The organism is Mesorhizobium sp. B2-6-2 (genome assembly GCF_006440615.1).
GTDB lineage: Bacteria > Pseudomonadota > Alphaproteobacteria > Rhizobiales > Rhizobiaceae > Mesorhizobium.
In genome coordinates this window covers 113,946-137,130 of the sequence record NZ_VFUG01000007.1, presented here as the reverse complement: position 1 = coordinate 137,130, position 23,185 = coordinate 113,946, and the positions used below count along the sequence as shown (strand labels likewise).

Sequence of the window (23,185 nt, the reverse complement as noted above, 5' to 3'; positions counted from 1 at the left end):
GGGTGCCTTAAAAAAAATAATAGCTATATGACCATATAACCAAATAACTATAGTCATATAAAACATATAGCTATTATTATTATTACATATGTTATATGCATCATGTAATTAGTGTATTACAATACCTTATGCCGCTATCACCTTGTATATTTTGATTTCTAATGCACCGCTTTTGGTTTTTTTGATCTTGGCAGACATCCTGAATTTCGTTCCGGCCGCCATCCCTGAAATCTTCTTCGCCATCTGCCTGTTTTCCAGTTTGAATCGATACGCTGGGGCCTTTCCCGATTGCAACGCTGCCTTTTTTTCCTTTTTTAACGTTGCCCCGACCTCGGCTAGGCGCTTCAAGCCGCCGTCACTGACGATGGATGCGACTTCTTGCGGGGAGGTGCCGCGGGCGAAAAACGGCTGCAGCAGCCGATAGAGGCGGCTGGCCCGTCTCGTCGCTCGTTTGCCATCAAATCCCGCAGCGATCCTGGCAGTCGCGCGCAGTGCGTCTTCTGGGTGACGTAAGCGCGGTGCAACTCGCTTCCGATCTCGCCATTCGCGGTGCCCACAAAACTCCTTCCACGAAGATTTATCTTCGACAAGGAGTCGGGCGGCTGCGTAGACCGCGATGGTCGATTCTCTGACGTGGTGATGATATGCCTGCGACAGTGCACCAAGCTCTGACCGAAGCTTGATCAACACGTTTGCGACGCCGTCCTGCTTTCGCAGGTTTTTTCCGAGTTTCCTGATGTCGTCGTGACTGCGAGCATTTTTGAAGGTCCGCAAGATGGACCTTCCGCTGTTGCCTTTCGCGTCGATCGGCGCAACGCGGATTTCCTTCTGACGTGATTTCACGGCAGTTCCTTTCGTTTGTTGAAATTGATTTTTTGCTGAGATCGCCGAATGAGTGAACGTCGTTCGACGGGATCATTTACGATGAGCGGAATCGCTGTCGGACTAAGCTAAACGATGAAGCGAATTGCGCGTTGCGGTGCGTGCGCATGTGCAGCTGAATGACCGACATGAGTAGTGCGGTTCTGACTAGTTTGTGTCTGAAGATTCTGATGTCGATAAACGCATTGCCGCGTTTTCGAACGCGATCACATCGCTCATGCGATATCGCACGGATGAGCTGATTTTCAGAAATGGGATTCCATTTCCGGCGACGCGTTTGTTCTGTAGCGTCCTCGTTGAAACGCCCCAGCGAACTGCTAGTGCTTTCTCGTCAATCAGGCGATCGGACAACGCATTTTCAGCTGCGTCGATCTCAGCTTTTTTGGATTGAGTTTGCTGCACAACGTGTACTCCTTTGTTCGAGTGCACACGTCCTTTACGGCGGCGAAAATCGTCGAAATCACGCGCGGAAATTCGCGCGCGCATAAATGCACATGACGCGGGTCATCGCGGAATTGCGCGCACCAAGTTGGGATTTCAATTTTCGTTAGTTTGCTAAATTCCGCGCGCGTCGAAGTTCGCGCGATTGATTTTCCATCCCATGAAAACGGCGGTCTTTACGGCGGCGAAAATCGTCGACGTCACGCGCAGAAATTCGCGCGCGCATAAATGCGCACGATGTGAGTTATCGCGGAATCGCGCGCTCCAAATTTTCCATGCCAAGTTTTGTCTGCTAAATTTCCGCGCGGGTTCACATTAGTGCGATTCATTTTCATCGAGGTGGAAACGGCGGTCTTTACGGCGGCGGGAATTAGGGGAGTTGAATGACAAATTTGCGCAGACACAAATTTCGCGCAAACCGCGTCAGCGCTGAATCTCAATCAGCATTTTTTTTGAAATTTCAGCTGCCACCGCCTCTGCAGCAGATGCCAGCGCAGCGTCTGGCCGATGAATGTATCGAGAGGTTACTCCGCGACCTCTATGACCGAGTAGTCCGGCAATTGTGGAATCCGAATACCCCAATCCTGAAGCGACCGATGCGAATGTGTGACGGAGGACATGACATGTCACGCCTACCAGCTCTGCGGATGTGAAGAGGCGCGGGGCTTCTTTGTTCAGTCCTTGGTAGTTTGAAATCCCCTTGGCGCCAGGGAACACGAAGGGAGACGACTCAACGACGGCTTGCTTGCTAATCAAGTCCGAGGCCGGACTCCCGATGGCCCGCAAACTGTATCCCGATTTCGTATCAGAGAGTCGGAGGCAATGCTGGTCGAGGTCAAACTCGGACCAAACGAGTTTGGTGATCTCGCTTGATCGGCAGCCAGTCAGGCAGAGTAGCTCGATAATTACCAGGGCATAAGGATGAAAGGCTTTGTCGGCTTGGTCTTTGCCTTTTCGGAGTTGGGTTCCCAGCGCAGCTAGTTCGTCATCGCTGAGGAAGCGCTGTTTTGCCTCGCTGCGGAACCGTCGGACGCCATGGACTGGGTTCTTGTCAATGATGGCTTCGTCGACGGCCCACGTCATTATTCCGGACAAAAGGTCGGCCACCCGGGCTGCGGTGGCGGCTCCGCCTGTAACCCTTGCTCGACCTCTTGCCTTTGTTTTGACGTCAATTGCCGACTTGCCTAGGGCTACGTCTTGGATCAGGCGCTTAACGACCTTGGCGTCGACCTCAGTGACTGCTGTGGTGCCGATCAGCGGTTTGATGTGTCGCTCGATTCGGCCGATATCAATTTGCAGGGTAGAGCTTTTCTTGGGCCTATTGAACCTTGTCAGAATGGCACCCGCGTTTGCCACTTCCATATACCGGTCGCAAAGGTCCGAAACCGAAAGTACAGGCGTTGCGTCTTTGGCATCGCGTTTGGCTTGGCCAGGATCGACTCCGGATGCGACCTGACCAAAAAGCCTTTTGGCCTCTTGGCGCGCCTGGTCGACAGTCCACGGAGATCCAAACCGTCCGATCGTATACCACCGCTGGCGGCCGTCGATCGCGTATTTGATCACGAACACCGCATCGCGCCGCTGTTTACGAACACCGAAACCGACAACGCTTCCCTTTCCCGAGTCCCAGAGGACGGAGTTCCCAGGGAGTGTGTCTACATCCGTCTTCGTGATGGCCATGATTCCTTCCCCCTAGCTACAAACTAGCAACTAGTATCGCGGGAAATGGCGGGGGCCACAAGGTAGCGCGACATGAAATAACTGAGTGAAAACAGTATCACAGGGGCGGAGGAGGGAGCGTAGAGTAACCAGTCCTCTTCGTTTACACCGAAGATGTCGGCGGTTCGAGCCCGTCATCGCCCACCAGCCTGCCGGACAAGCTGAAGCAGAATGCGGCGACGGCCCTCGCTGGGGCCGCCACCTTATTGCGCGCCGGGTTCAGGCGCGACTACTGCCTGACGTAGCAGCGCTTGTGAGCGCCAGGAGCGGGATCATCGCCAAAGGCGTCGTTGCCGCATCTGACACCGTTCCTGAAAACATCCTGCGTGTACTGGCCGCGTGCGCCGTATCTGACCATCGCGCGGCCGCGGAAATCGCAGAACTCACCCTCCCTGGCGCAGGCGGCCCATCCGCTGCGGTCCGGGCGGGAACCGTAATCGTCGTCCCCGTAGTCGTTGTCGCCATAGTCGCCGCCACCGCGCGCCACGAAATAACAAGCCTTTTCGCGGCCGGGGGCGGGGTCGCCAAACAGGCGATTCGAGCAGGGCACAGCCTGACGGTCGAAAAACCGTGCGGTGGTTCGCCCCCGCGCGCCGTAGATCACTTGGGTGGGGTAGGGCAAGCGACATATGCCGCCCTCATTCGCGCATCGCCGCAGTTGCTGCGCCGAGGCGGTGGCGGGGAAAAGGGCGGACGCCGCGGCGACCAGCCCGGCCAGACATATGAAGGCCAGCATCGTTCGGATCGAGACGTGAAAAGTTTTTGACACGAATTGTCTCCCGGTTCGGTTGCACGCCGGCATTCTACCGCAGGCCGAATAAATGCGCGATGAATGCCTGGTTGCCTCGGAAGCCTGACATTTATTTCGATGTGAGCGCAGCGCGCCGCGGTCCGACCGACTGGCTCAGCATTTGATCCGGTTCAGTACAGGCCCTGCCTATGCGTCGGCCTGGCTGATTGCCGGCCGCCAAAAGCATCGCGATGGTGGGCGGTGGGAGAAAGCCCGCGGCTCATTCCCGACCAGATCGATCCCGATGAGGAGAAAAGATGATTGAGCTGCCTTTTGCCCGCGAAGAGTACCAGCGGCGGCTCGCGAGAATCCGCGCCGAGATGGCAAAGCGCGGCATCGAGCTCCTGATCGTCAACGACGTCGCCAACCAGCACTACATCACCGGTTATGACGGCTGGTCGTTCTACACGCCCCAGGTGGTGCTCGTGCCGATCGAGGACGTCGAGCCGGTCTGGATCGGCCGCGCCATGGATGCGGCCGGCGGGTTGCTGACGGCCTGGATGAAGCCGGAAAACGTGGTCGGATTTCCGGAGGACCATGTCCAGCGCGCCGATCGGCATCCCATGGACTGGATCGCGGCGTGGATCGTCGCCAAGGGCTGGGGCAGCCGCCATATCGGCGTCGAGCTCGAAGCCTATTATTTTTCGCCGAAGGCACATGCGCAGCTCGTCGCCGGATTGCCCAATGCGAAATGGAACGACGCCGACCTGCTCGTGAACTGGATCCGCGCGGTGAAATCGGCGCCGGAAATCGCCTATCTGCGCAAGGCCTCGATGCTGGCCGAAGCAGCCGTCGCGCGCGCATTCGAAATTATCGCGCCGGGCGTGCGCGAATGCGATGCGATCGCCGCCATCCAGGCAGCGCAGATTGCCGGCAGTCCGGATTTCGCCGGCGACATCACGGCGCTACCGCCGACGATCCTCGGCGGCGAGAACGCTTCCGCGCCGCACATCATGTGGAGCGACAGGCGGTTCGGAAAGGACGAAACGATCGCGCTCGAACTGGCCGGCGTCTGCCGCCGCTACGCCGCCGGGCTCGCCAGGACCATGCAGCTCGGCAAGACGCCGACCCGCGTCGCGGAAACGGCAAAGGCGGTGATCGAGGGCATGGATGCGGTGCTCGAAACCGCACGTCCGGGAACGGCCGCTGAGGCGGTCGAAGCTGCCTGGCGCAAGGTCATAGAGCGTCACGGGCTGAAGAAGGAATCGCGCATCGGCTATTCCATCGGCGTCGCCTATCCGCCGGATTGGGGCGAGCATACGATCAGCCTGAGGCCTGGCGACAAGACGGTGCTCCAGCCCGGCAATGTCGTTCATTCCATCCTGGGCATGTGGATGGACGGCTGGGGCATCGAGATCAGCGAAACCATTCTGGTAACCGATACCGGCAACGAGACGCTGACGAAGTTCCCGCGGGATATCCATGTCAAAGCCTGACTGGCCGGCGCGAGCGGTCCCGCGGCCGGTATCGATGCCTGGATTCTTGATCGGATGATCGAGATCGGGCACGGCGCCGGTTTGGATCAGCCGGTCAAAGGTACTGCGCGACCTTCTTGCCAACGGTGAGGAAGCGCAGCGGGTCGACCGCCTCGCCATCGTGGCGCACTTCGTAGTGCAGGTGCGGACCCGTCGAGCGGCCGCTGCTGCCGGTCTTGCCGATGACGTCGCCGGCGGCGAGCTTCTGGCCGACGCTCACATCGATCTCGCTCAGATGTCCGTAGCGTGTGGCAAAGCCGTTGCCGTGGTCGACCTCGACCATGCGGCCGTAGCCGCCGGCCCAGCCGGCTCTTGTGACGACGCCGGCGGCGGTGACCTTGGCCGGCATGCCGATCGGCGCCCTGAAATCCATTCCCGTATGCAGGGCGGCGCTGCCCAGGATCGGATCGGTGCGCACGCCGAAGGGGCTGGTCACCGTGTGACCCGGGGCGGGATTGGCGAGCGGCAACTTGCGCGCCTCTTTCTTGACCTGATCGAGCGCATCGAGCGCCTCGTCCAACTCCTTGACCTTGCTGTCGAAACCCATGGAGGGATCAAGCGGAACCAGCGGGCCGCCGACATCGCTCTTGTTCAGTTCACCGTCGACCGGCAGGCCGGCCGCTTCCAGTGCCTGCGCTATGGCATCGGCATTCTTGTAGGCGTTGTTGGCAAGCGTGGCGATGCGCGAAAGCTGCTGGCCCTCGATGGCCTTCAACGAGGCATTGATCGAAACGAACAGCTTGTCGGCGCGATCGGCCGCCGTTTCGCCGTCCAGCGGATCGGACCGTGTCGACCAGAGCGAGAAGGGCCTTGTATCGCCGGCGTCCAAGGATGCGACGGAATAGGTCGGCGCCTGCGAAACGCTGCCGGTGACCTCGGCGTGTTCATCGGGCTTGGGCGTCGCCGCGTTCGTCGCAGGCGTGTCGCCGACCTCGTTCTCGGCGCGCTCGAGGATCGGCCCAAGCCGTCCGTGCCGCTCGCTGAGCTGGGTCTGCCTGGCCAGCAGCTCGCTGACCTTGGTCTCCATCAGCTGCTGGTCGAGAAGCTGGCGGCTGGTGATGCGGTCGACCTGGGCACGAAGGGCCGAGATGCGGTCCTCATAGGCCTGCTGCATGCGCGCCTGCCTTGCCGTCGTGGCGCCGATCAGGTCGTCGCGCAGCACCAGATAGGAAGTCGCGAGCAGATAGCCGATGGCGATCGCCGCCAGCGCCGAGCCGATGAAGGCGGCGAGCCAAGGGCGGATGGTGAAATGCCTTATCTCATTGCCCCTGGCGATGATGACCGTGTGCGGTTCCTTACGCCTGCCGAAGACAGCTGACTGACCGGTTGGTTTCACGGGGACCAAGCTTTCGTTACGGGACCAACGACAAGCCTGATTACACATTATTAGGGTTAACAAAGTTTTGCCGGCCGCAGCGTCTGAAACACCATCTCGCGCTTTGCGGGTGGGAGGTTGCAATGGCCGGGCTGACGGCCGACGATACCGCGAAAGCGTGCGCCTGCTTCTAAGGTATGTTGATATTCAGGTGATGCCGGCCTGCAAACGCCAGTTTACTGCGCTTCCGGTGCTCACGTACTTAAGTACGCTCCGCTCCGGTTCTCGAAAACCGCCGTTTTCGGCGCGGCCTGACCTGAATCTCAACACACCTTAGAGCGCGCGCACGGCCTCAAGCACCTCTTCGGCGTGGCCTTTGACGCGAACCTTGCGCCAGATACGGGCGATCCGCCCGTCCTTGCCGATCAGGAAGGTGGCGCGCTCGACACCCATATATTTGCGCCCATACATCGTCTTTTCGACCCACAAATGGTAGGCGTCGATCACTTTGCGCTCCTCGTCAGCGATGAGATCGACGGTGAGATCGTGCTTCGCCTTGAATTTGTCGTGTTTCTTCACGCTATCAGGCGACAGCCCGATCACCACGGCACCGGCCTTCTCGAACCCCGGCTTCAACTGCGAGAAGCTGATGGCCTCGGCGGTGCAACTTGTGGTGTCGTCCTGCGGATAGAAGTAGAGTACCACGGGCTTGCCCAGGAACGCCGCGAGGCTGAGGGAGCCGCCGCCGTCACGCGGAAGATCGAATTGCGGCGCTGCGTCGCCCACGTCGAGGTCAGCCATATCGATGCCCTTGTTTGCGGTTACGCGCGGGAAATCATCGATATAACGTGAGGCGGGGATTCGTCCACGACGAGTTCGTCACAACGGAATATTGCTTGGATCAGGAAGCACCGCAGCACGAGAAGATCAGGTTCAGGCGTGACGAGATCACCGACCTGGCGAGGCTTCCGTCCGCGTGCAGCGTGCCGCCGCTCGGCCGGGCAGCCGTGCGGCGGCGTTTCCGCATCCTCGGCCGGGTGTTTGCCGGGTTTTGCGCGCTCATGCTTCTGGCGGCGGCAGGTGTCTATGTCCTCGGCGCCTCCGGCATCGGCACGGAGCGCCTGCGGACCGAGGCGGAGACAGCCATCGAGAAGCTGGCCGGCGTCGATGTCAACGTCGCCGTCGGCGCGGCTCGGCTGACGCTGGACGGGTCGAGCTTCGTCGCCCTGCAGGTGAACGATGTCAGCCTGAAGACGGCCGACGGCAAGCCGATGGCCGATATCGGACGCGTGCGTTTCGGCATGCGCCTGCTGCCGCTGCTTTCGGGCGACGTCCGGCTGACGAGCGCCAGATTTTCCGATGCCCATATCGTGGTGGCCGCCATGCCCTCCGGCGGCAGCGACTGGACGGCGGCGCTGCGCAACGCGGATGGCCTTGTCGACCCGGAGAAAGTGTCGGCGGCGCTGTTTTCGGCCGTCAATGACGCGCTTGATGCCGTGCGCGAGGATTCGATGCGACAGATCGATCTGCGCAATGTCGAGTTCAAGCTGCCGGACACCGGACTGGTCAAGCGCGTGACCGTCGCCTCGGCGACCGTCGCCCAGACAGGCATGGGACGCATACAGGTCTCCTACGATGCGGATGTCGACGGCCGGCACGCGACCTTGACCGCCTCGGCGACGCGCGATGCGACGGCAAGGCGCATTTCGTCGCTGGACGCCAATCTCGAGATAGAAGGCGCCCCCGGCGAGGGCAGTTCGACCGAGGCCGCTCCGGCGGCCGACGGCGGCAGGCTGGGTTCGATCGCATTGAAGCTTTCCGGGTCGGAAGCGTCGGGCGACAACCCATCGCGCCTGGCGGCTTCGCTCTCGCTCAACGGTTCGGTGCTCGACCTGGACGAGCGCGGGCTGCTGCCGACCGATGTCGATGTCGATGCCACGCTGGTGGCCGGTTCGAACAAGATCTCGGTCGACCGGCTGCTGATCAGGAGCAGCCGCTCCAGCTTCAACTTTGCCGGATCGATCGGGCCGAAGCCGGCAGCTGCGGGGGAGGAGCCCGCCTACCGCTATGATCTCACCAGCGACGGCTCGACGCTGGCGCCTTCGGAATCGCCGGAACCGGCGCTTCAGTTCCTGGCCCGTATCGCCGGGGTCTACCAGCCGAAGAGCCGCAAGCTCGTTGCCGAGCAGATCGGTGTGCGCTCCGGCGGACCGGGCGAGGTGCTGGGCGCGGCCACCGTCGCCTTCATCGACAACGGCCCGCCAGGGGTATCGCTGTCGCTCAACGTGCACGACATGCCGGTCTCGCATGTCAAGCAATTGTGGCCGTGGTTCTCCGCCCGCAACGCGCGGCTTTGGGTGCTGGGCAATCTGTTCGGCGGCACGGTGACCGACGCCAAGCTGCAGTTCCAGGTCGCGCCGGGGCGCCTCGGCAACGGCGTGCCGCTTACCGGCGACGAAGTGTTCGGCCGTTTCCAGATCGAAGGGTCGCGCTTCGATACCGCCGGGCGCATCCCGCCGGTCCGCGACGCCGTCGGCGCGGTTGCATTCCACGGCAACGACGTCGATGTCACGCTCTCCTCGGGCAGCGTCTATATGCCGAGCGGCCGCACCGTGGCGGCAAGCGGCGGCACGCTGACGGTCAAGAACGCGAATCGACCGCTTGTGATCGGCGGGCTCAACATCGACGTGGCGGGCGAGGCGCCGGCGATCGCCGAGCTAGCCTCCTATGAGCCGATCAATGCCATGCGCCATGTCGGACTGGCACCGGAAGACCTGTCCGGCACCGTCACCGGCCATGTCAGGGCGGATATTCCGCTGACCAAGGGCATGGACACCTCGAAGCTCGATTGGCTGGTTTCGCTCGACTATCAGGACCTGTCGCTGGCGAAGCCTTTCGAGGACCAGACGGTCACCGAGGCCGATGGCTCGATCACCGTCGGGCCGAAGCAGGCGGTGATTTCCGCCGAGGCCAAGCTCAACGGCATTCCGTCCGAGCTCGACCTCGTCGAGCCGCTCGCCGATGACGGGCCGGCGCGAAGCCGCAAGGTTACGTTGGTCCTTGACGACAAGACGCGCAACGCCAGCATGCCTGGACTGTCGGACCTGCTTTCGGGAACCATCAAGGTGGCGATCGACAAGAGCGGCGAGGGCGCCCAGCAGGTTTCGGCGGACCTGACCAATGCCAGGCTCGACATTCCGTGGGCAGGCTGGAGCAAGGGCGCCGGCATTCCCGCCAAGGTCGCTTTCGACATGGCGAAGTCCGGCAGCACCACCACATTGACCGATTTCGCTCTCGACGGAAAAAGCTTCTCGATCGACGGCAATGTGACACTGGTCAACGGCTCGTTGTCCGCGGCCCGCTTCAGCAAAGTCGCGTTGAACAGAGGCGACGACGTCGCCGTTTCGGTCAAGCGTTCCGGCAAGAGCTACGCTGTCGATGTCAGCGGCGCGTCGCTCGACGCCCGCTCGCTGATCAAGCAGTTCACCTCGGACGTCGATACAGCCACGAAGGGCGCCGGCAGCGACGCGATCTCGGTGAGCGCCGATGTGGCATCGCTGACCGGTTTTCATGACGAGGTGCTTTCCAACCTCAGGCTCGAATACAGCGCCGCCGGATCGCGGGTGAACGGGCTAAACGTCACCGCCGCGGCAAGCTCGGGCGCCGCGATCGCGATCAACAACACCACCAGCGAAGGCGGCCGCGTGCTCAGCGTCAAGTCGGCCGATGCCGGCGCGATCCTGCGTTTCCTCAATGTCTACGAGCATATGGAAGGCGGCGCGATCACGCTCTCGCTCTCCGGCGCCGGCGACGGGCCGATGAAGGGTCAGGTGGATGCCCGCAACTTCTATGTGGTCAACGAGCCCAAACTGGCCTCGATCGTGTCGACAACGCCGGCCGGCGACACGCGCAGCCTGAACCAGGCCGTCAAAGGCAAGATCGATACGTCCAGGGTGCAGTTCGAGCGCGGCTTCGCCGAGATCGACAAGGGTTCCGGCTATCTGAAACTGGCGAACGGCCTGCTGCGCGGCCCGCGCATCGGCACGACCTTTCAGGGCACGCTCTACGACCCGAACAACAACATGGACATGACCGGCACCTTCATGCCGGTCTATGGTCTCAACCGCATCTTCGGCGAGCTGCCTTTGTTCGGGCCGTTGCTGGGCAACGGGCGCGACCGCGGCCTGATCGGCGTCACCTACCGTTTGCGCGGCAACGCCAACAAGCCGACGCTCAACATCAATCCGCTATCGGTGGTGGCGCCGGGCATATTCCGCTCGATCTTCGAATACAGGCAGCAACCGTCCCAAACTGCGCAGTAAGTTCGGCCGATCAGTTCGGCCGCACCAGCACGTGCTTCTTCTTGCCGAGCGAAAGCTTCACGAGGCCTTCCGGGCCGAGATCCTGAAGCGTGACGACGCGGCGGTCGTCGGTCAGCGGCTGGTCGTTGACGCGCACCGCGCCGCCCTGGATGTGCCGGCGCGCCTCGCCGTTCGAGCCGGCTAGCCCGGCGCTTACGAACAGCGCGAGAATGCCGATCCCGGCTTCGAGGTCCGATTTGGCTACCTCCATGCTGGGCAGAGTGTCGGCGAGCGCGCCTTCCTCGAAAGTCTTGCGCGCTGTCTCGCTTGCGGTCTCTGCCGCATCGCGGCCGTGAAGCATGGCGGTGATCTCGGTGGCGAGGATCTTCTTCGCCTCGTTGATCTCCGAGCCGTCGAGCTTTTCAAGGCGCGCCACCTCGTCGAGCGGCAGGGTCGTGTAGAGCTTTAGAAAGCGCCCGACATCGGCGTCCTCGGTGTTGCGCCAGTACTGCCAGAATTCGTAAGGCGAGAGCATGTCGCCATCGAGCCAGACCGCGCCCGAGGCGGACTTGCCCATCTTGGCGCCGGACGAGGTGGTGAGCAGCGGCGTGGTCATGGCGAAGAGCTGCACGCCCTCCATGCGGTGGCCGAGGTCGATGCCGTTGACGATATTGCCCCACTGGTCGGAGCCGCCCATCTGCAGCCGGCAGCCGACGCGCTTGTAGAGCTCGACGAAGTCGTAGGCCTGCAGGATCATATAGTTGAATTCGAGGAAGGACAGCGACTGTTCGCGATCGAGTCTCAGCTTCACGCTATCGAAGGCAAGCATGCGGTTGACGGAGAAATGCCGGCCGACATCGCGCAGGAAATTGACGTAGTTGATCTGCATCAGCCAGTCGGCGTTGTTGACCATGACCGCGTCGCCCGGGCCGCTGCCGAATTTCAGGTAAGGCGCGAAATTGCGGCGGATGCCGACCAGATTGTCGTCGATGTCCTTGGGAGTGAGCAGCTTGCGCGCCTCGTCCTTGAAGGACGGGTCGCCGATCATCGAGGTGCCGCCGCCCATCAGCGCGATCGGCCGGTGGCCGGTCTGCTGCAGCCAATGCAGCATCATGATCTGGATCAGCGACCCGGCGTGCAGGCTCTTGGCGGTGGCGTCGAAGCCGATATAGGCGCTCACCGTTTCCTTGGCGAAAAGCTGGTCGAGGGCGGATTCATCCGAAATCTGATGGATGAAGCCGCGCTCGCTCATGATGCGCAGGAAATCGGATTTGAAGGCGGACATTTTTTCTTCCTGGAGGTCGCCGGGCGCTTGGCCATGCTTGATATGAAGGCGCGCGTTTAGCATCCAAGCGCGATCAGCAAAAGTGGAATCCGGTTTTGCGTCCGATCGCGCTTCAACCAACAAACACGCGATCAGCAAAAGTGGAATCCGGTTTTGCGCTCGATGGCGCTTCAACCGACAAACACGCGATCAGCAAAAGTGGTTTCCGGTTTGCGCCCGATCGCGTCCGATCGCGTGCAGCGCGGCGCGTCCTTGCTTCGCCCTTTTTGCTGGCGTAATGAGGCGCCGCGCAAAGACACGGCGCCATGCACCGCGACGGGGCCATCCCGCAGTTTCAGATCGGAAAAGCTCCCGCGATGAACAGGAACACCCTCTTCCTCTTTCTGTTCAGCATCGTGATGACCGTCAGCGGGCTTGCCAGCCTGCCGCCGGTGGACCGCGATGAATCCCGCTTCGTCCAGTCGACCAAGCAGATGGTCGAGACGGGCGACTATGTCGATATCCGCCTGCAGGATGTCACGCGCTACAAGAAGCCGATCGGCATCTACTGGCTGCAGTCGGCTGCCGTGGCGTTGAGCGGCGAGGGGGCCGTGGCGCCGATCTGGGTCTATCGCCTGGTCTCGATGCTTGGCATCGCGCTCGCGGTCGTCGGCATCGGCTGGACCGGGACGAAACTCTTCGGCGCCAGTGCCGGGCTGGCCGCCGGCCTGATGATGGCGGCGATCTTCGCCACCGCCTTCGAGGGGCGCGACGCCAAGACCGATGCCATGCTTCTCGCCTGCTGCGTGATAGCGCAAGGCGCGCTGGCGCAGGTCTATTGGGCAGCCAAGCGCAACGATCCGGTTCCCGGGCATCTGCCGTGGATTTTCTGGATCGCGCAGGGCTTCGGAATCCTCATCAAGGGCCCGGTTTCACCACTTTTGTCGCTGCTGACCGCCGCGGCACTCTTTGCCTTCGACCGCGACTGGCGCTGGCTCCTCAAGATGAAGCTGGTGCGCGGCGTTGGCATCGTGCTGGTCATCGTGCTGCCGTGGCTGATCCTCATCACCTGGAAGAGCGGCGGGGCCTTCTTCCAGGAAGCGGTCGGCAAGGACATGCTGAACAAGGTGGCTCAGGGCGAGGAGTCACACGGCCTGCCGCCCGGTTTCTACATGCTGACTTATTCGCTGTTCATGTGGCCCTTCGGGCTGATCGCGGTCGGCGCCGGGCTCCAGGCTATCAACCGGTTTTGGGACGATCCGCGGCTGCGCTTCTGCCTGGCCTGGTACATCCCGTTCTGGCTGGTGTTCGAGGCGATCCCGACCAAGTTGCCGCATTATGTGATGCCGGCCTATCCGGGCATGGCGCTTCTGGTCGGCTGGCTGCTCACCTTGCCGGCGGAGAAGGCCAACGCGCCACTGAAGCGCTGGCAGACATGGCTGTGGTGGGCGACGGCTTTCGGCCTTGCCGTGGTGGCGATCGGCCTTGCCGTGGTCTGCGTCGGCGCGCCGCTTTACCTCGCCAAGACCTTCTCCTGGTGGAGCATACCGGCAGCGATCGCCGCTCTGGTCACCGGCTATCTTGCCTTCCCAAGACAGCTGCAGGTGTCGCTGCCGCGCATCGCGGCGATCGCCGTCGGCGCCGGCATCACCTTCAGCCTGCTGTTCGGCGTCATCGCGCCGTCGCTGAACCCGATCTGGCTCGGCCCCGCCGTCAAGGCCGCCGTCGACGCCAACCGTCCTTGCGATACCACCGTGCTTGCCTCGGCGAAGTTCCAGGAGCCGAGCCTCGTCTTCCTGGTCGGCACCAAGACCGTGCTGACCGACGTCGAGGGCGTGGGGCAACATCTGCTCGCCGATCCGTCCTGCGCGCTTGGGCTGGCGCCGATCAAGGACGAGCAGAAGCTTACCGATGTGCTGGCCGCTCAGGGCAAGTCGGCAAAGCGACTGACCGAGATCGACGGCATCAACTATTCGTCGGGAGACAAGCTGTCGCTCGGGCTTTACCGGGTGGCACCGTGATGAATAGCGTCAGGCGTCGAATGTCCCTATAAGCGCCAAGCCATGTCCGCCGCGCCGCCCCTTGCCCTCTACCGCCGCTCGCTCGGCAATTTCCACGACACGATGTCGATCGTGAAGCGACGCTTTGCCGTGCGGCCGGCGCGCTATCCGAAAATTTTGTGGGGCATCTGGCTCATAGCCTGGGCGCTGCTCACCGTCGCGATCTTCCTGCGCCTCGACGCCGGCGCGGGCGAGATGCGCGGCGAATGGTCCCCCGGCTTCGTACGCTTCACCGATTTCTTCACGCAATTCGGCCTCGGCGGTTGGTACCTCATTCCGGCGGCACTCTGCCTTGTCGCCGCCAATCTGACGGATTGGCGCGGCCTGTCCCGGCATGGCCGGATGATCGTCTACAACTGGACGTGTTTCGCGTTCCTGGTGCTGTGCGCCGTCGGCCTGTCCGGTCTTGCGGTCAACCTACTGAAATACGGAATCGGCCGCGCCCGGCCGCTTTATTTCGACAGTTTTGGCGTCCTGTCGCTGCATCCTTTCGCCATGGATGCGCGCTTTGCCGGTTTCCCGTCCGGCCATGCGACGACGATGGGCGCGGTCTTCGGCATCCTGCTGCTGCTGTTCCCGAGGCGCTGGACCATCGCGCTGGCGGTCACGGCCTGCATCGCTTCGACACGCATCTTCGTCGGCGCGCACTATCCCAGCGATACGGTCGCGGGCTTCGGGCTCGGACTGGCGTTCGCGGTGCTATCGGGACTTATGTTTGCCCGGCTCGGCTTCATCTTCGGCCAGACAGGCTCAAAGCTGCCGGTGCGCAAGCGGACATTCCGGTTGGTACCGTTCCGCGCGCCAAGAAGCAGGGCCTCGACGGCCGATTCGGTCGAGCCCGCCGTCGATCAAACCCAGATTCCTTAAGACGCCTTGACTGGCGCCTCCGCGCTTAGCGAAGCCGCTTCGGCCTCGGATCGGCCAGCTCGCCCGCCAGGCGACGGTCGAGATAGTCGGCGCACTCCTGGATCAGCAGCTCGGAATCGTTGGCGAAGAAATGGTTGGCGCCTGGGATCGTCTTCTGGGTGATGGTGATGCCCTTTTGCGTGTGCAGCTTGTCGACCAGGCCCTGCACATCCTTCGGCGGCGCCACCTTGTCGGCATCGCCATGGATGATGAGGCCGGACGACGGACAGGGCGCCAGGAACGAGAAGTCGTAGGTGTTGGGCTGCGGCGCGACCGAAATAAAACCCTCGATCTCGGGGCGGCGCATCAGGAGCTGCATGCCGATCCATGCGCCGAAGGAATAGCCGGCGACCCAGCAGCTCTTCGAATCCGGATGAAGCGACTGCACCCAGTCGAGCGCGGCGGCCGCGTCCGACAATTCGCCGGTGCCATGGTCGAACTCGCCCTGGCTGCGGCCGATGCCGCGGAAATTAAAACGCAGCGTGGTGAAATCGCGCTTCTGGAACATGTAGAAGAGGTCGTAGACGATCTTGTTGTTCATCGTGCCGCCAAATTGCGGGTGCGGATGCAGCACGATTGCGATCGGGGCGCTCTTTTCCTTCGAAGGCTGATAACGTCCCTCCAGGCGACCAGCCGGACCGGCGAAAATGACCTCAGGCATAAAATACTCCACATGGCATATGAATGCGCTAGCCCAGAACTTTCCTGATCCCGACTCACCCGCGGTCCACATCTTCTGTGGCCTTGACGCCGGGCGAGCGGGTTCCTAGAAGCTAGTTTAGAATTGTTCAAAACTGGGAGGCCGAAACCCTATGGTCCGGCCGCCCGCGCCGCAAGCCGGGTAAATAGGACGGCTTGCCTTGCAATTTCAAGGAAATAACGCGCTATCCTGGCGGGATAGTCGGCGGAAGGACGAACTGAGCGAAAATGGCCGCAACCCGCGCCTATCTCGACTACAACGCCAGCGCGCCGCTCATTGCGGAAGCGCGGGCAGCGATGGTCGGCGCGCTCGATGCCGCCAACCCGTCATCGGTCCACGCGGAAGGGCGCACCTCGCGCCGGCTGGTCGAGGACGCGCGCCGCGACGTGGCGCGGCTGGTCAACGCCAGGCCTGAACATATCGTCTTCACGTCCGGCGCCACCGAAGCCGCCTCGACGCTGCTTACGCCCGACTGGCAGATGGGGCGCGGTGCTATCCGCATGAGCCATCTCTACGTCTCGGAAGCCGACCATCCCTGCACCCTGAATGGTGGACGCTTCGCGGTGGCGCAGGTGACGAAGATCGGCGTCGATCGGAACGGCATTGCCGATGTCGAGGCGCTGGCCGCCGCGCTCGGCGCGCATGACAAGGTCGCCGGCCTGCCGCTGGTGGCGATCCACGCCGCCAACAACGAGACCGGCGTTATCCAGCCGATCGGGCGCATCGGCGAGATCGTCAAGGCCGCCGGCGGGGTGCTGGTCGTCGACGCCGTGCAGGCTGCCGGGCGGATTCCGCTCGATATGTCAATTCCTTATGCCGATTATCTGATCCTGTCCTCGCACAAGATCGGCGGCCCGAAGGGCGTCGGCGCGATCGTGGCGGCATCCGACCTGATGATGCCGCGCCCGCTGATCAATGGCGGCGGTCAGGAGAAGAGCCACCGCGCCGGCACGGAAAACGTCGCCGGGATCGCCGGTTTCGGCGCCGCGGCGCGTGTCGCGCTGGCAGGTCTCGCCGACATGGACGCCATCGCGCGCCGGCGCGACGAGGTCGAGGCGATCGTGCGGGACCTTGCGCCGGACGCGGAAATCTTCGGAAATGACGCCGCCAGGCTTGCCAACACGACATTCTTCGCTATTCCCGGCGTCAAGGCCGAAACGGCGCAGATCGCCTTCGATCTTGCCGGCGTCGCGCTGTCTGCGGGTTCGGCCTGCTCGTCGGGGAAAGTCGGGCCAAGCCATGTGCTCAAGGCGATGGGGCATGGCGACAGCCTGGGCGCGCTGCGGGTCTCGATCGGCCGTGCGACGGGCGCCGACGATATCGTGGCGTTCCGGGCGGCACTGGCCGGCATCGTCGCCCGCCGCGCGGGCAAGGAAGAAGCCGCCTGACGGCGGAGCATCGGAGCGAGAAACGCCTTGCGGTTCCCGGATTTCTGCTGCTCGAACAAGAATTCAGGCTTTAGGGCCTGGTAGAGCCGTGCGTTTTGTTCTGGCCGGGTGAATTTCCGGCGGATACGCACTATATGGAGCTTACTCCGCCGCGAGTCCCTCCCTGGGACGCGATTTCGGCGGTGCCATAGTTTGAAAACTGCCGGGCCTTGACCCCGGCGTGGATGGAGAACGCTGATGCCTGCTGTGCAGGAGACGATCGATCGGGTTCGAAAGATCGACGTCGACCAGTATAAATATGGATTCCAGACAGAGATCGAGATGGACAAGGCCCCCAAGGGCCTTAGCGAAGACATCATTCGCTTCATCTCGGCCAAGAAGGATGAGCCGGACTGGATGCTGGAATGGCGTCTGGGGGCGTATCGCCGTTGGCTGACGCTGGAAGAGCCGACCTGGGCGCGCGTCCACTATCCGAAGATCGATTTCCAGGACATCCACTACTACGCCGCGCCGAAGAGCACGCCGGGGCCGAAGTCGCTGAGCGAAGTCGACCCTGAACTGCTCAAGGTCTATGAAAAACTCGGCATTCCGCTCAAGGAGCAGGAAATACTGGCCGGCGTGCAGAAGACCGATGCCTCGGAGCTCGAGGAAGCCAGCGACAACGTCTACAAATCGGGCCGCGTCGCGGTCGATGCCGTGTTTGATTCCGTTTCCGTGGTCACCACCTTCAAGAAGGAGCTGGCGCAGGCGGGCGTCATCTTCTGCTCGATCTCGGAAGCGATCCGCGAGCATCCGGAGCTGGTGAAGAAATATCTCGGCTCGGTCGTGCCGACCTCCGATAATTTCTACGCGACGCTGAATTCGGCGGTGTTCACCGACGGCTCGTTCGTCTTCGTGCCGAAGGGCGTGCGCTGCCCGATGGAGCTGTCGACCTATTTCCGCATCAACGAGAAGAACACCGGCCAGTTCGAGCGCACGCTGATCATCGCCGAGGAGGGGGCTTACGTCTCCTATCTCGAAGGCTGCACGGCACCGCAGCGCGACGAGAACCAGCTGCACGCGGCGGTGGTCGAGCTGATCGCGCTCGACGATGCCGAGATCAAATATTCGACGGTGCAGAACTGGTATCCCGGCGACGCCGAGGGCAAGGGCGGCATCTACAATTTCGTCACCAAGCGCGGCGATTGCCGCGGCGACCGCTCGAAAATCTCGTGGACGCAGGTCGAGACCGGTTCGGCGATCACCTGGAAATATCCGAGCTGCATCCTGCGCGGCGACGATTCCAGCGGCGAATTCTATTCGATCGCGGTGTCGAACGGCTACCAGCAGGTCGACAGCGGCACCAAGATGATCCATCTCGGCAAGAACACGTCGAGCCGCATCATCTCCAAGGGCATCGCCGCCGGCTTCTCGCAGAACACCTATCGCGGCCAGGTCTCGGCGCATCGCAAGGCGACCAACGCGCGCAACTTCACCAATTGCGACTCGCTGCTGATCGGCGACCAGTGCGGCGCGCACACCGTGCCTTACATGGAAGCCAAGAATTCGACGGCGCAGTTCGAGCACGAGGCGACCACCTCGAAGATCTCCGAGGATCAGAAGTTCTACGTCATGCAGCGCGGCATCCCCGAGGAAGAGGCGATCGCGCTCATCGTCAACGGCTTCGTCAAGGACGTCATCCAGCAGCTGCCGATGGAGTTCGCGGTCGAGGCGCAGAAGCTGATCGGAATCTCGCTTGAAGGTTCGGTGGGATGACACCCAATTTAAGCCATTTTGCTCCGTCGGTCGCGCCAAGTTCTGCGCCGTCATCCTCGGGCTTGTCCCGAGGATCTACTGACGTCTCAAGACTGATTGCGCCACATCGTCCCTGGGCGGCAGATCCTCGGGACAAGCCCGAGGATGACGGCGTAGCGCCCGAGGATGACGGCGCCTTGCGTCGTTCGGCTGGGGGAAAATGACCGGCTTCGTGTACATGATGTCCGATAAGCCGCGAGGCGTGATCTACATTGGCGTAACCAGCGATTTGCATGGGCGAGCGTGGGAGCACCGCAATGATATTCATCGGGGTTTCACTTCGAAGTACAAGGCGAAGAATCTGGTTTGGTTCGAACAGCATCCGAATATCGTTCTGGCGATCCAACGTGAGAAATCCTTGAAGCGATATCGCCGCGAATGGAAGGTGAATCTGATTGAGGGCTTAAACCCGACCTGGCTGGATTTGTATGAGAGCGTTGACGAGATCGAGAATGTCTATCGGCCTCATCCGAATACGAGAATGTGGAGTAATTACAATTGAGCTTTCGGCAATGCGGTCGTCATTCTCGGGCTTGTCCCGAGGATCTGCCGACCAACGAGAGTGTAGAGTGGTCAGGACCGAGGAACGGTAGATCCTCGGGACAAACCCAAGGATGACGCGTCTAGCGCCTGCGGATGACGCGCCTAACGTCCCAGGGACGGCGCGCTTGGTGCCCGAGGATGACCTGACGCAGTTGGTTAAGAATTTGGCCGCGCAAACGGCTACGAATAGGACGAACAGAAATGCTTGAGATCAAGAACTTGCACGCCCGCATCGTCGATGACGGCACCGAGATCATCCGCGGCCTGAACCTGACGGTGAAAGCCGGCGAGGTCGCCGCCATCATGGGTCCGAACGGTTCGGGCAAGTCGACGCTGTCCTATATCCTTGCCGGCCGCGAGGACTATGAGGTCACCGAGGGCGACATCCTCTACAACGGCCAGTCGATCCTCGAAATGGATCCGGCCGAGCGCGCCACCGCCGGCATCTTCCTCGCCTTCCAGTACCCGATGGAGATACCGGGCGTCGCGACCATGGAATTCCTGAAGGTCGCGATGAACGAGCAGCGCAAGGCGCGCGGCGAGGAGCCGCTGAAGGTGCCGGAATTCCTGAAGCGCGTGAAGGAAGCCGCCGCCTCGCTTAATATGGATATGAACATGCTGAAGCGGCCGCTCAATGTCGGCTTCTCGGGCGGCGAGAAGAAGCGCGCCGAGATCCTGCAGATGAAGCTGCTCGAGCCCAAACTCTGCGTGCTCGACGAGACCGATTCCGGCCTCGACATCGACGCGCTGAAGATCGTCTCGGACGGCGTCAACGCGCTGCGCTCGCCCGACCGCGCCATCGTCGTCATCACCCACTACCAGCGCCTGCTCGAGCACATCGTGCCTGATACGGTTCATGTGCTCTACAAGGGCCAGGTCATCAAGTCGGGCGACAAGTCGCTGGCGCTCGATCTCGAGGCCAACGGCTATGCCGGCGTGATCGGGCAAGCCGCGTGAGATGGGAGCGGTCGAGGCGAAAGTCATGAACATGCATGCACAGCCCCAGCGGACCTTGGCCGAGACGGCGCTGATCGACACCTTCGGCGAGCGGCTGTCGCTGCTGCCCGGCGACGGCGCGGTGATGGTCAAGCGCGACGACGCGATCGAGGCGATCAAGCACGGCCTGCCGACGCGCCGCGTCGAATCCTGGCATTATACGGACCTGCGCCGGCTGCTCACTTCGGTGCCGGCTTTCGAGGCCGGCGCCGTCGTCAAGGCACTTGCGCCGATCCTTGAAGGCTCGGCCGTGCTGCCGGTGCTGAACGGCGTCTCGCAGACGAAGCTGCCGGAGATCGACGGCGTGACAGTGCAGCGCCTGTCGGAGAAGCTGACCGACGGCAGCGTCGCGCCCGGGCTCGATCCCTATGGCAGTGACGACGCGATCGGCGCGCTGAACACCGCTTTCGTCGCCGACGGCTATTTCGTCGACATCGCCGATGGCGCCGAGCTGGAAAGGCCGGTCGAATTGCAGAACCTGCAGGCCGGTGGCCAGTCGCATGTGCGGCTCTTCGCGCGTGTCGGGGCCGGCGCCAGGGCAGTCATCGTCGAGCGTCAGACGGGTGAGGCAAGCGAAGACGGCGAGGCGCTCGTCTCTTCGGTCAGCCAGCTCGTGGTCGGCGACGACGCCGAGGTGACCTGGCTGATCGTGCAGGAGCAGCCGGACACGGCCACGCATCTCGCACAGTTCAAGGCGCATATCGGCAAGGATGCCAAGCTGACGCTGTTCGTGATGAACGCTGGCGGCAGGCTTGTTCGCCAGGAGGTCGTCGTCAGGACGACGGGCGAGGGCGCCGACTTCAAATTGCGCGGCATTAATCTTCTCGCCGGCGACACCCACACCGATGTGACTATGGTGCTCGACCACGCCGTGCCGCACACGACGTCGACCGAAGTGATCCGCAACGTAGTGACTGGCAAGGCGCGCGGCGTCTTCCAGGGCCGCATCAACGTGCATCAATACGCGCAGAAGACCAACGCCAAGATGGCCTGCAACACGCTGCTTCTGTCGGATGACGGCGAGTTCTCGACCAAGCCGGAGCTGGAGATCTTCGCCGACGACGTCGTCTGTGGCCATGGCGCCACCGTCACCGAGATCGACCACGACCATCTGTTCTACCTGATGGCGCGTGGCATCGACGAGAAGTCGGCGCGGGGTCTTCTGGTGAAGGCATTCGTGGCCGAAGTGATCGAGGAACTGGACGACGAGGCGCTGGTCGAAGCGTTGGAAGCGCGGCTCGACGGCTGGTTTTCGACGCACGGGTAATTGGTACTGACGTCATCCTCGGGCTTGTCCCGAGGATCTGCGGCGTTTCGGAGTAAAGTGATGGTCGATTCCGTCGATGAGAAGGCGATAGATCCTCGGGACAAGCCCGAGGATGACGGCCGCCTGTACGACGTCGAGGCGATCCGCCGCGACTTCCCGATCCTCTCGCGCCAGGTCTATGGCAAGCCGCTGGTCTATCTCGACAACGGCGCCTCGGCGCAGAAGCCGAAGATTGTGCTCGACACCATCCAGCACGCCTATTCCCAAGAATATGCCAACGTGCATCGCGGCCTGCATTTCCTGTCGAATGCGGCGACCGACGCCTACGAGAATGCGCGCAAGTCGGTGCAGCGGTTTCTCAACGCGCCGAGCACCGACAACATCGTCTTCACCTCCAACACCACCTCGGCGATCAACACCGTCGCCTATGGCTGGGGCATGCCGCGGATCGGCGAGGGCGACGAGATCGTGCTGTCGATCATGGAGCACCATTCCAACATCGTGCCGTGGCATTTCATCCGCGAGCGGCAGGGCGCGAAGCTCGTCTGGGTGCCGGTCGACGATCTCGGCGCCTTCCACGTCGAGGAATTCGAAAGGCGCCTGACCGACCGCACCAAGTTGGTCGCCATCACCCATATGTCCAATGCGCTGGGCACGGTGACGCCGGTCAAGGAGATCGTGCGCATCGCGCATGCGCGCGGAATTCCTGTCCTCGTCGACGGCAGCCAGAGCGCCGTGCACATGCCGATCGACGTGCAGGATCTCGACTGCGATTTCTTCGCCTTCACCGGCCACAAGGTCTACGGCCCGTCGGGCATCGGCGTGCTCTACGGCAAGAAGGACAGGCTGGAAGAGATGCGGCCCTTCATGGGCGGCGGCGAGATGATCGAGGAGGTGACGGAGGACATCGTCACCTACAACGAGCCGCCGCACCGTTTCGAGGCCGGCACGCCGCCGATCGTGCAGGCGATCGGCCTGGGCGCAGCGCTCGATTATATGGAGAAGGTCGGCCGCGAGCGCATCGCCGCGCATGAGGCGGACCTCAAGACTTACGCGCATGAGCGGCTGCGCGCCATCAACTCGCTGCGCATCTTCGGCGATGCGCCCGGCAAGGGCGCCATCATCTCGTTCGAATTGCAGGGTATCCACGCGCATGACGTGTCGATGGTGATCGATCGGCAAGGTATCGCGGTCCGGGCCGGAACGCATTGCGCCCAGCCGCTGTTGAAACGCTTCGGCGTGACCTCCACATGCAGGGCATCGTTCGGCATGTATAATACCAGGGCCGAAGTGGACGCTTTGGCCGAGGCGCTGGAAAAGGCGCGAAAGTTCTTCGGGTGACGA

The 23,185-nt window shown here is 62.2% G+C and carries 18 protein-coding genes; 10 read left to right on the top strand and 8 right to left on the bottom strand.

Features of this window, described 5'->3' with window-relative positions; translation table 11 throughout:
* Positions 1 to 126: 126 nt before the first annotated feature.
* From FJ419_RS16565 to FJ419_RS16545, 4 genes are all read right to left on the bottom strand, one after another.
* Complete coding sequence (locus FJ419_RS16565; protein ID WP_140695220.1) at positions 127 to 843, bottom strand: hypothetical protein; 717 nt, start codon at positions 841 to 843, stop codon at positions 127 to 129.
* A 186-nt stretch (positions 844 to 1,029) separates the two neighbouring features.
* Positions 1,030 to 1,368 (bottom strand): hypothetical protein, encoded by a 339-nt coding sequence (locus FJ419_RS16560; RefSeq protein WP_210241665.1) that lies wholly within the window; start codon positions 1,366 to 1,368, stop codon positions 1,030 to 1,032.
* A 378-nt stretch (positions 1,369 to 1,746) separates the two neighbouring features.
* The gene (locus tag FJ419_RS16555; protein WP_140695190.1) at positions 1,747 to 3,003 is read right to left on the bottom strand and encodes a site-specific integrase; all 1,257 of its coding nucleotides are present in this window, start codon (positions 3,001 to 3,003) and stop codon (positions 1,747 to 1,749) included.
* A 268-nt stretch (positions 3,004 to 3,271) separates the two neighbouring features.
* The gene (locus tag FJ419_RS16545) at positions 3,272 to 3,811 is read right to left on the bottom strand and encodes a hypothetical protein (RefSeq protein ID WP_246679220.1); all 540 of its coding nucleotides are present in this window, start codon (positions 3,809 to 3,811) and stop codon (positions 3,272 to 3,274) included.
* Between the two features lie 278 nt (positions 3,812 to 4,089).
* Between FJ419_RS16545 and FJ419_RS16540 the strand changes: the two genes are divergently transcribed.
* Positions 4,090 to 5,268, top strand: a complete 1,179-nt coding sequence (locus FJ419_RS16540) for a M24 family metallopeptidase (RefSeq protein WP_140695187.1) — start codon at positions 4,090 to 4,092, stop codon at positions 5,266 to 5,268.
* A 94-nt stretch (positions 5,269 to 5,362) separates the two neighbouring features.
* Here FJ419_RS16540 and FJ419_RS16535 read toward each other — a convergent pair whose 3' ends face one another.
* Together FJ419_RS16535 and FJ419_RS16530 are read right to left on the bottom strand one after the other, a co-directional pair.
* A complete protein-coding gene (locus FJ419_RS16535) occupies positions 5,363 to 6,643 on the bottom strand; it encodes a M23 family metallopeptidase (protein ID WP_140695184.1) in 1,281 nt (426 codons plus the stop codon).
* Between the two features lie 312 nt (positions 6,644 to 6,955).
* A complete protein-coding gene (locus FJ419_RS16530) occupies positions 6,956 to 7,423 on the bottom strand; it encodes a peroxiredoxin (RefSeq protein WP_140695181.1) in 468 nt (155 codons plus the stop codon).
* A gap of 95 nt (positions 7,424 to 7,518) precedes the next feature.
* Here FJ419_RS16530 and FJ419_RS16525 point away from each other — a divergent pair, with 95 nt between their 5' ends.
* Positions 7,519 to 10,944, top strand: a complete 3,426-nt coding sequence (locus tag FJ419_RS16525; RefSeq protein WP_140695178.1) for a DUF3971 domain-containing protein — start codon at positions 7,519 to 7,521, stop codon at positions 10,942 to 10,944.
* 10 nt (positions 10,945 to 10,954) lie between these two features.
* On the opposite strand, the gene tyrS is transcribed toward FJ419_RS16525, so the two are convergent.
* On the bottom strand, positions 10,955 to 12,208 hold the full coding sequence (gene tyrS, locus FJ419_RS16520; RefSeq protein ID WP_140695175.1) for a tyrosine--tRNA ligase: 1,254 nt from the start codon (positions 12,206 to 12,208) through the stop codon (positions 10,955 to 10,957).
* Positions 12,209 to 12,564: 356 nt separating this feature from the next.
* On the opposite strand from tyrS, the gene FJ419_RS16515 reads away from it, so the two are divergent.
* Complete coding sequence (locus FJ419_RS16515) at positions 12,565 to 14,208, top strand: glycosyltransferase family 39 protein (RefSeq protein ID WP_140695172.1); 1,644 nt, start codon at positions 12,565 to 12,567, stop codon at positions 14,206 to 14,208.
* 42 nt (positions 14,209 to 14,250) lie between these two features.
* On the top strand, positions 14,251 to 15,114 hold the full coding sequence (locus FJ419_RS16510; RefSeq protein WP_181170719.1) for a phosphatase PAP2 family protein: 864 nt from the start codon (positions 14,251 to 14,253) through the stop codon (positions 15,112 to 15,114).
* A gap of 25 nt (positions 15,115 to 15,139) precedes the next feature.
* Here FJ419_RS16510 and FJ419_RS16505 read toward each other — a convergent pair whose 3' ends face one another.
* Entirely contained in the window at positions 15,140 to 15,814 is a 675-nt protein-coding gene (locus FJ419_RS16505) for an alpha/beta hydrolase (RefSeq protein ID WP_095765174.1), read from the bottom strand.
* A gap of 266 nt (positions 15,815 to 16,080) precedes the next feature.
* On the opposite strand from FJ419_RS16505, the gene FJ419_RS16500 reads away from it, so the two are divergent.
* The 6 genes from FJ419_RS16500 (at position 16,081) to FJ419_RS16475 (ending at position 23,182) form a co-directional block, all read left to right on the top strand.
* Positions 16,081 to 17,241 carry a cysteine desulfurase family protein gene (locus FJ419_RS16500; protein ID WP_140695169.1) on the top strand — a complete coding sequence of 387 codons (1,161 nt, stop codon included), beginning with the start codon at positions 16,081 to 16,083 and terminating at the stop codon, positions 17,239 to 17,241.
* A gap of 237 nt (positions 17,242 to 17,478) precedes the next feature.
* Positions 17,479 to 18,996: a Fe-S cluster assembly protein SufB gene (gene sufB, locus FJ419_RS16495; protein WP_140542626.1), complete on the top strand. Its 1,518-nt coding sequence runs from the start codon at positions 17,479 to 17,481 to the stop codon at positions 18,994 to 18,996.
* Positions 18,997 to 19,195: 199 nt separating this feature from the next.
* Positions 19,196 to 19,537, top strand: a complete 342-nt coding sequence (locus FJ419_RS16490; protein WP_140695166.1) for a GIY-YIG nuclease family protein — start codon at positions 19,196 to 19,198, stop codon at positions 19,535 to 19,537.
* 242 nt (positions 19,538 to 19,779) lie between these two features.
* The gene (gene sufC, locus FJ419_RS16485; protein WP_140695163.1) at positions 19,780 to 20,535 is read left to right on the top strand and encodes a Fe-S cluster assembly ATPase SufC; all 756 of its coding nucleotides are present in this window, start codon (positions 19,780 to 19,782) and stop codon (positions 20,533 to 20,535) included.
* A gap of 25 nt (positions 20,536 to 20,560) precedes the next feature.
* Entirely contained in the window at positions 20,561 to 21,841 is a 1,281-nt protein-coding gene (sufD, locus tag FJ419_RS16480; RefSeq protein WP_140695160.1) for a Fe-S cluster assembly protein SufD, read from the top strand.
* A gap of 60 nt (positions 21,842 to 21,901) precedes the next feature.
* On the top strand, positions 21,902 to 23,182 hold the full coding sequence (locus tag FJ419_RS16475; protein WP_246679219.1) for a cysteine desulfurase: 1,281 nt from the start codon (positions 21,902 to 21,904) through the stop codon (positions 23,180 to 23,182).
* Positions 23,183 to 23,185: the final 3 nt, after the last annotated feature.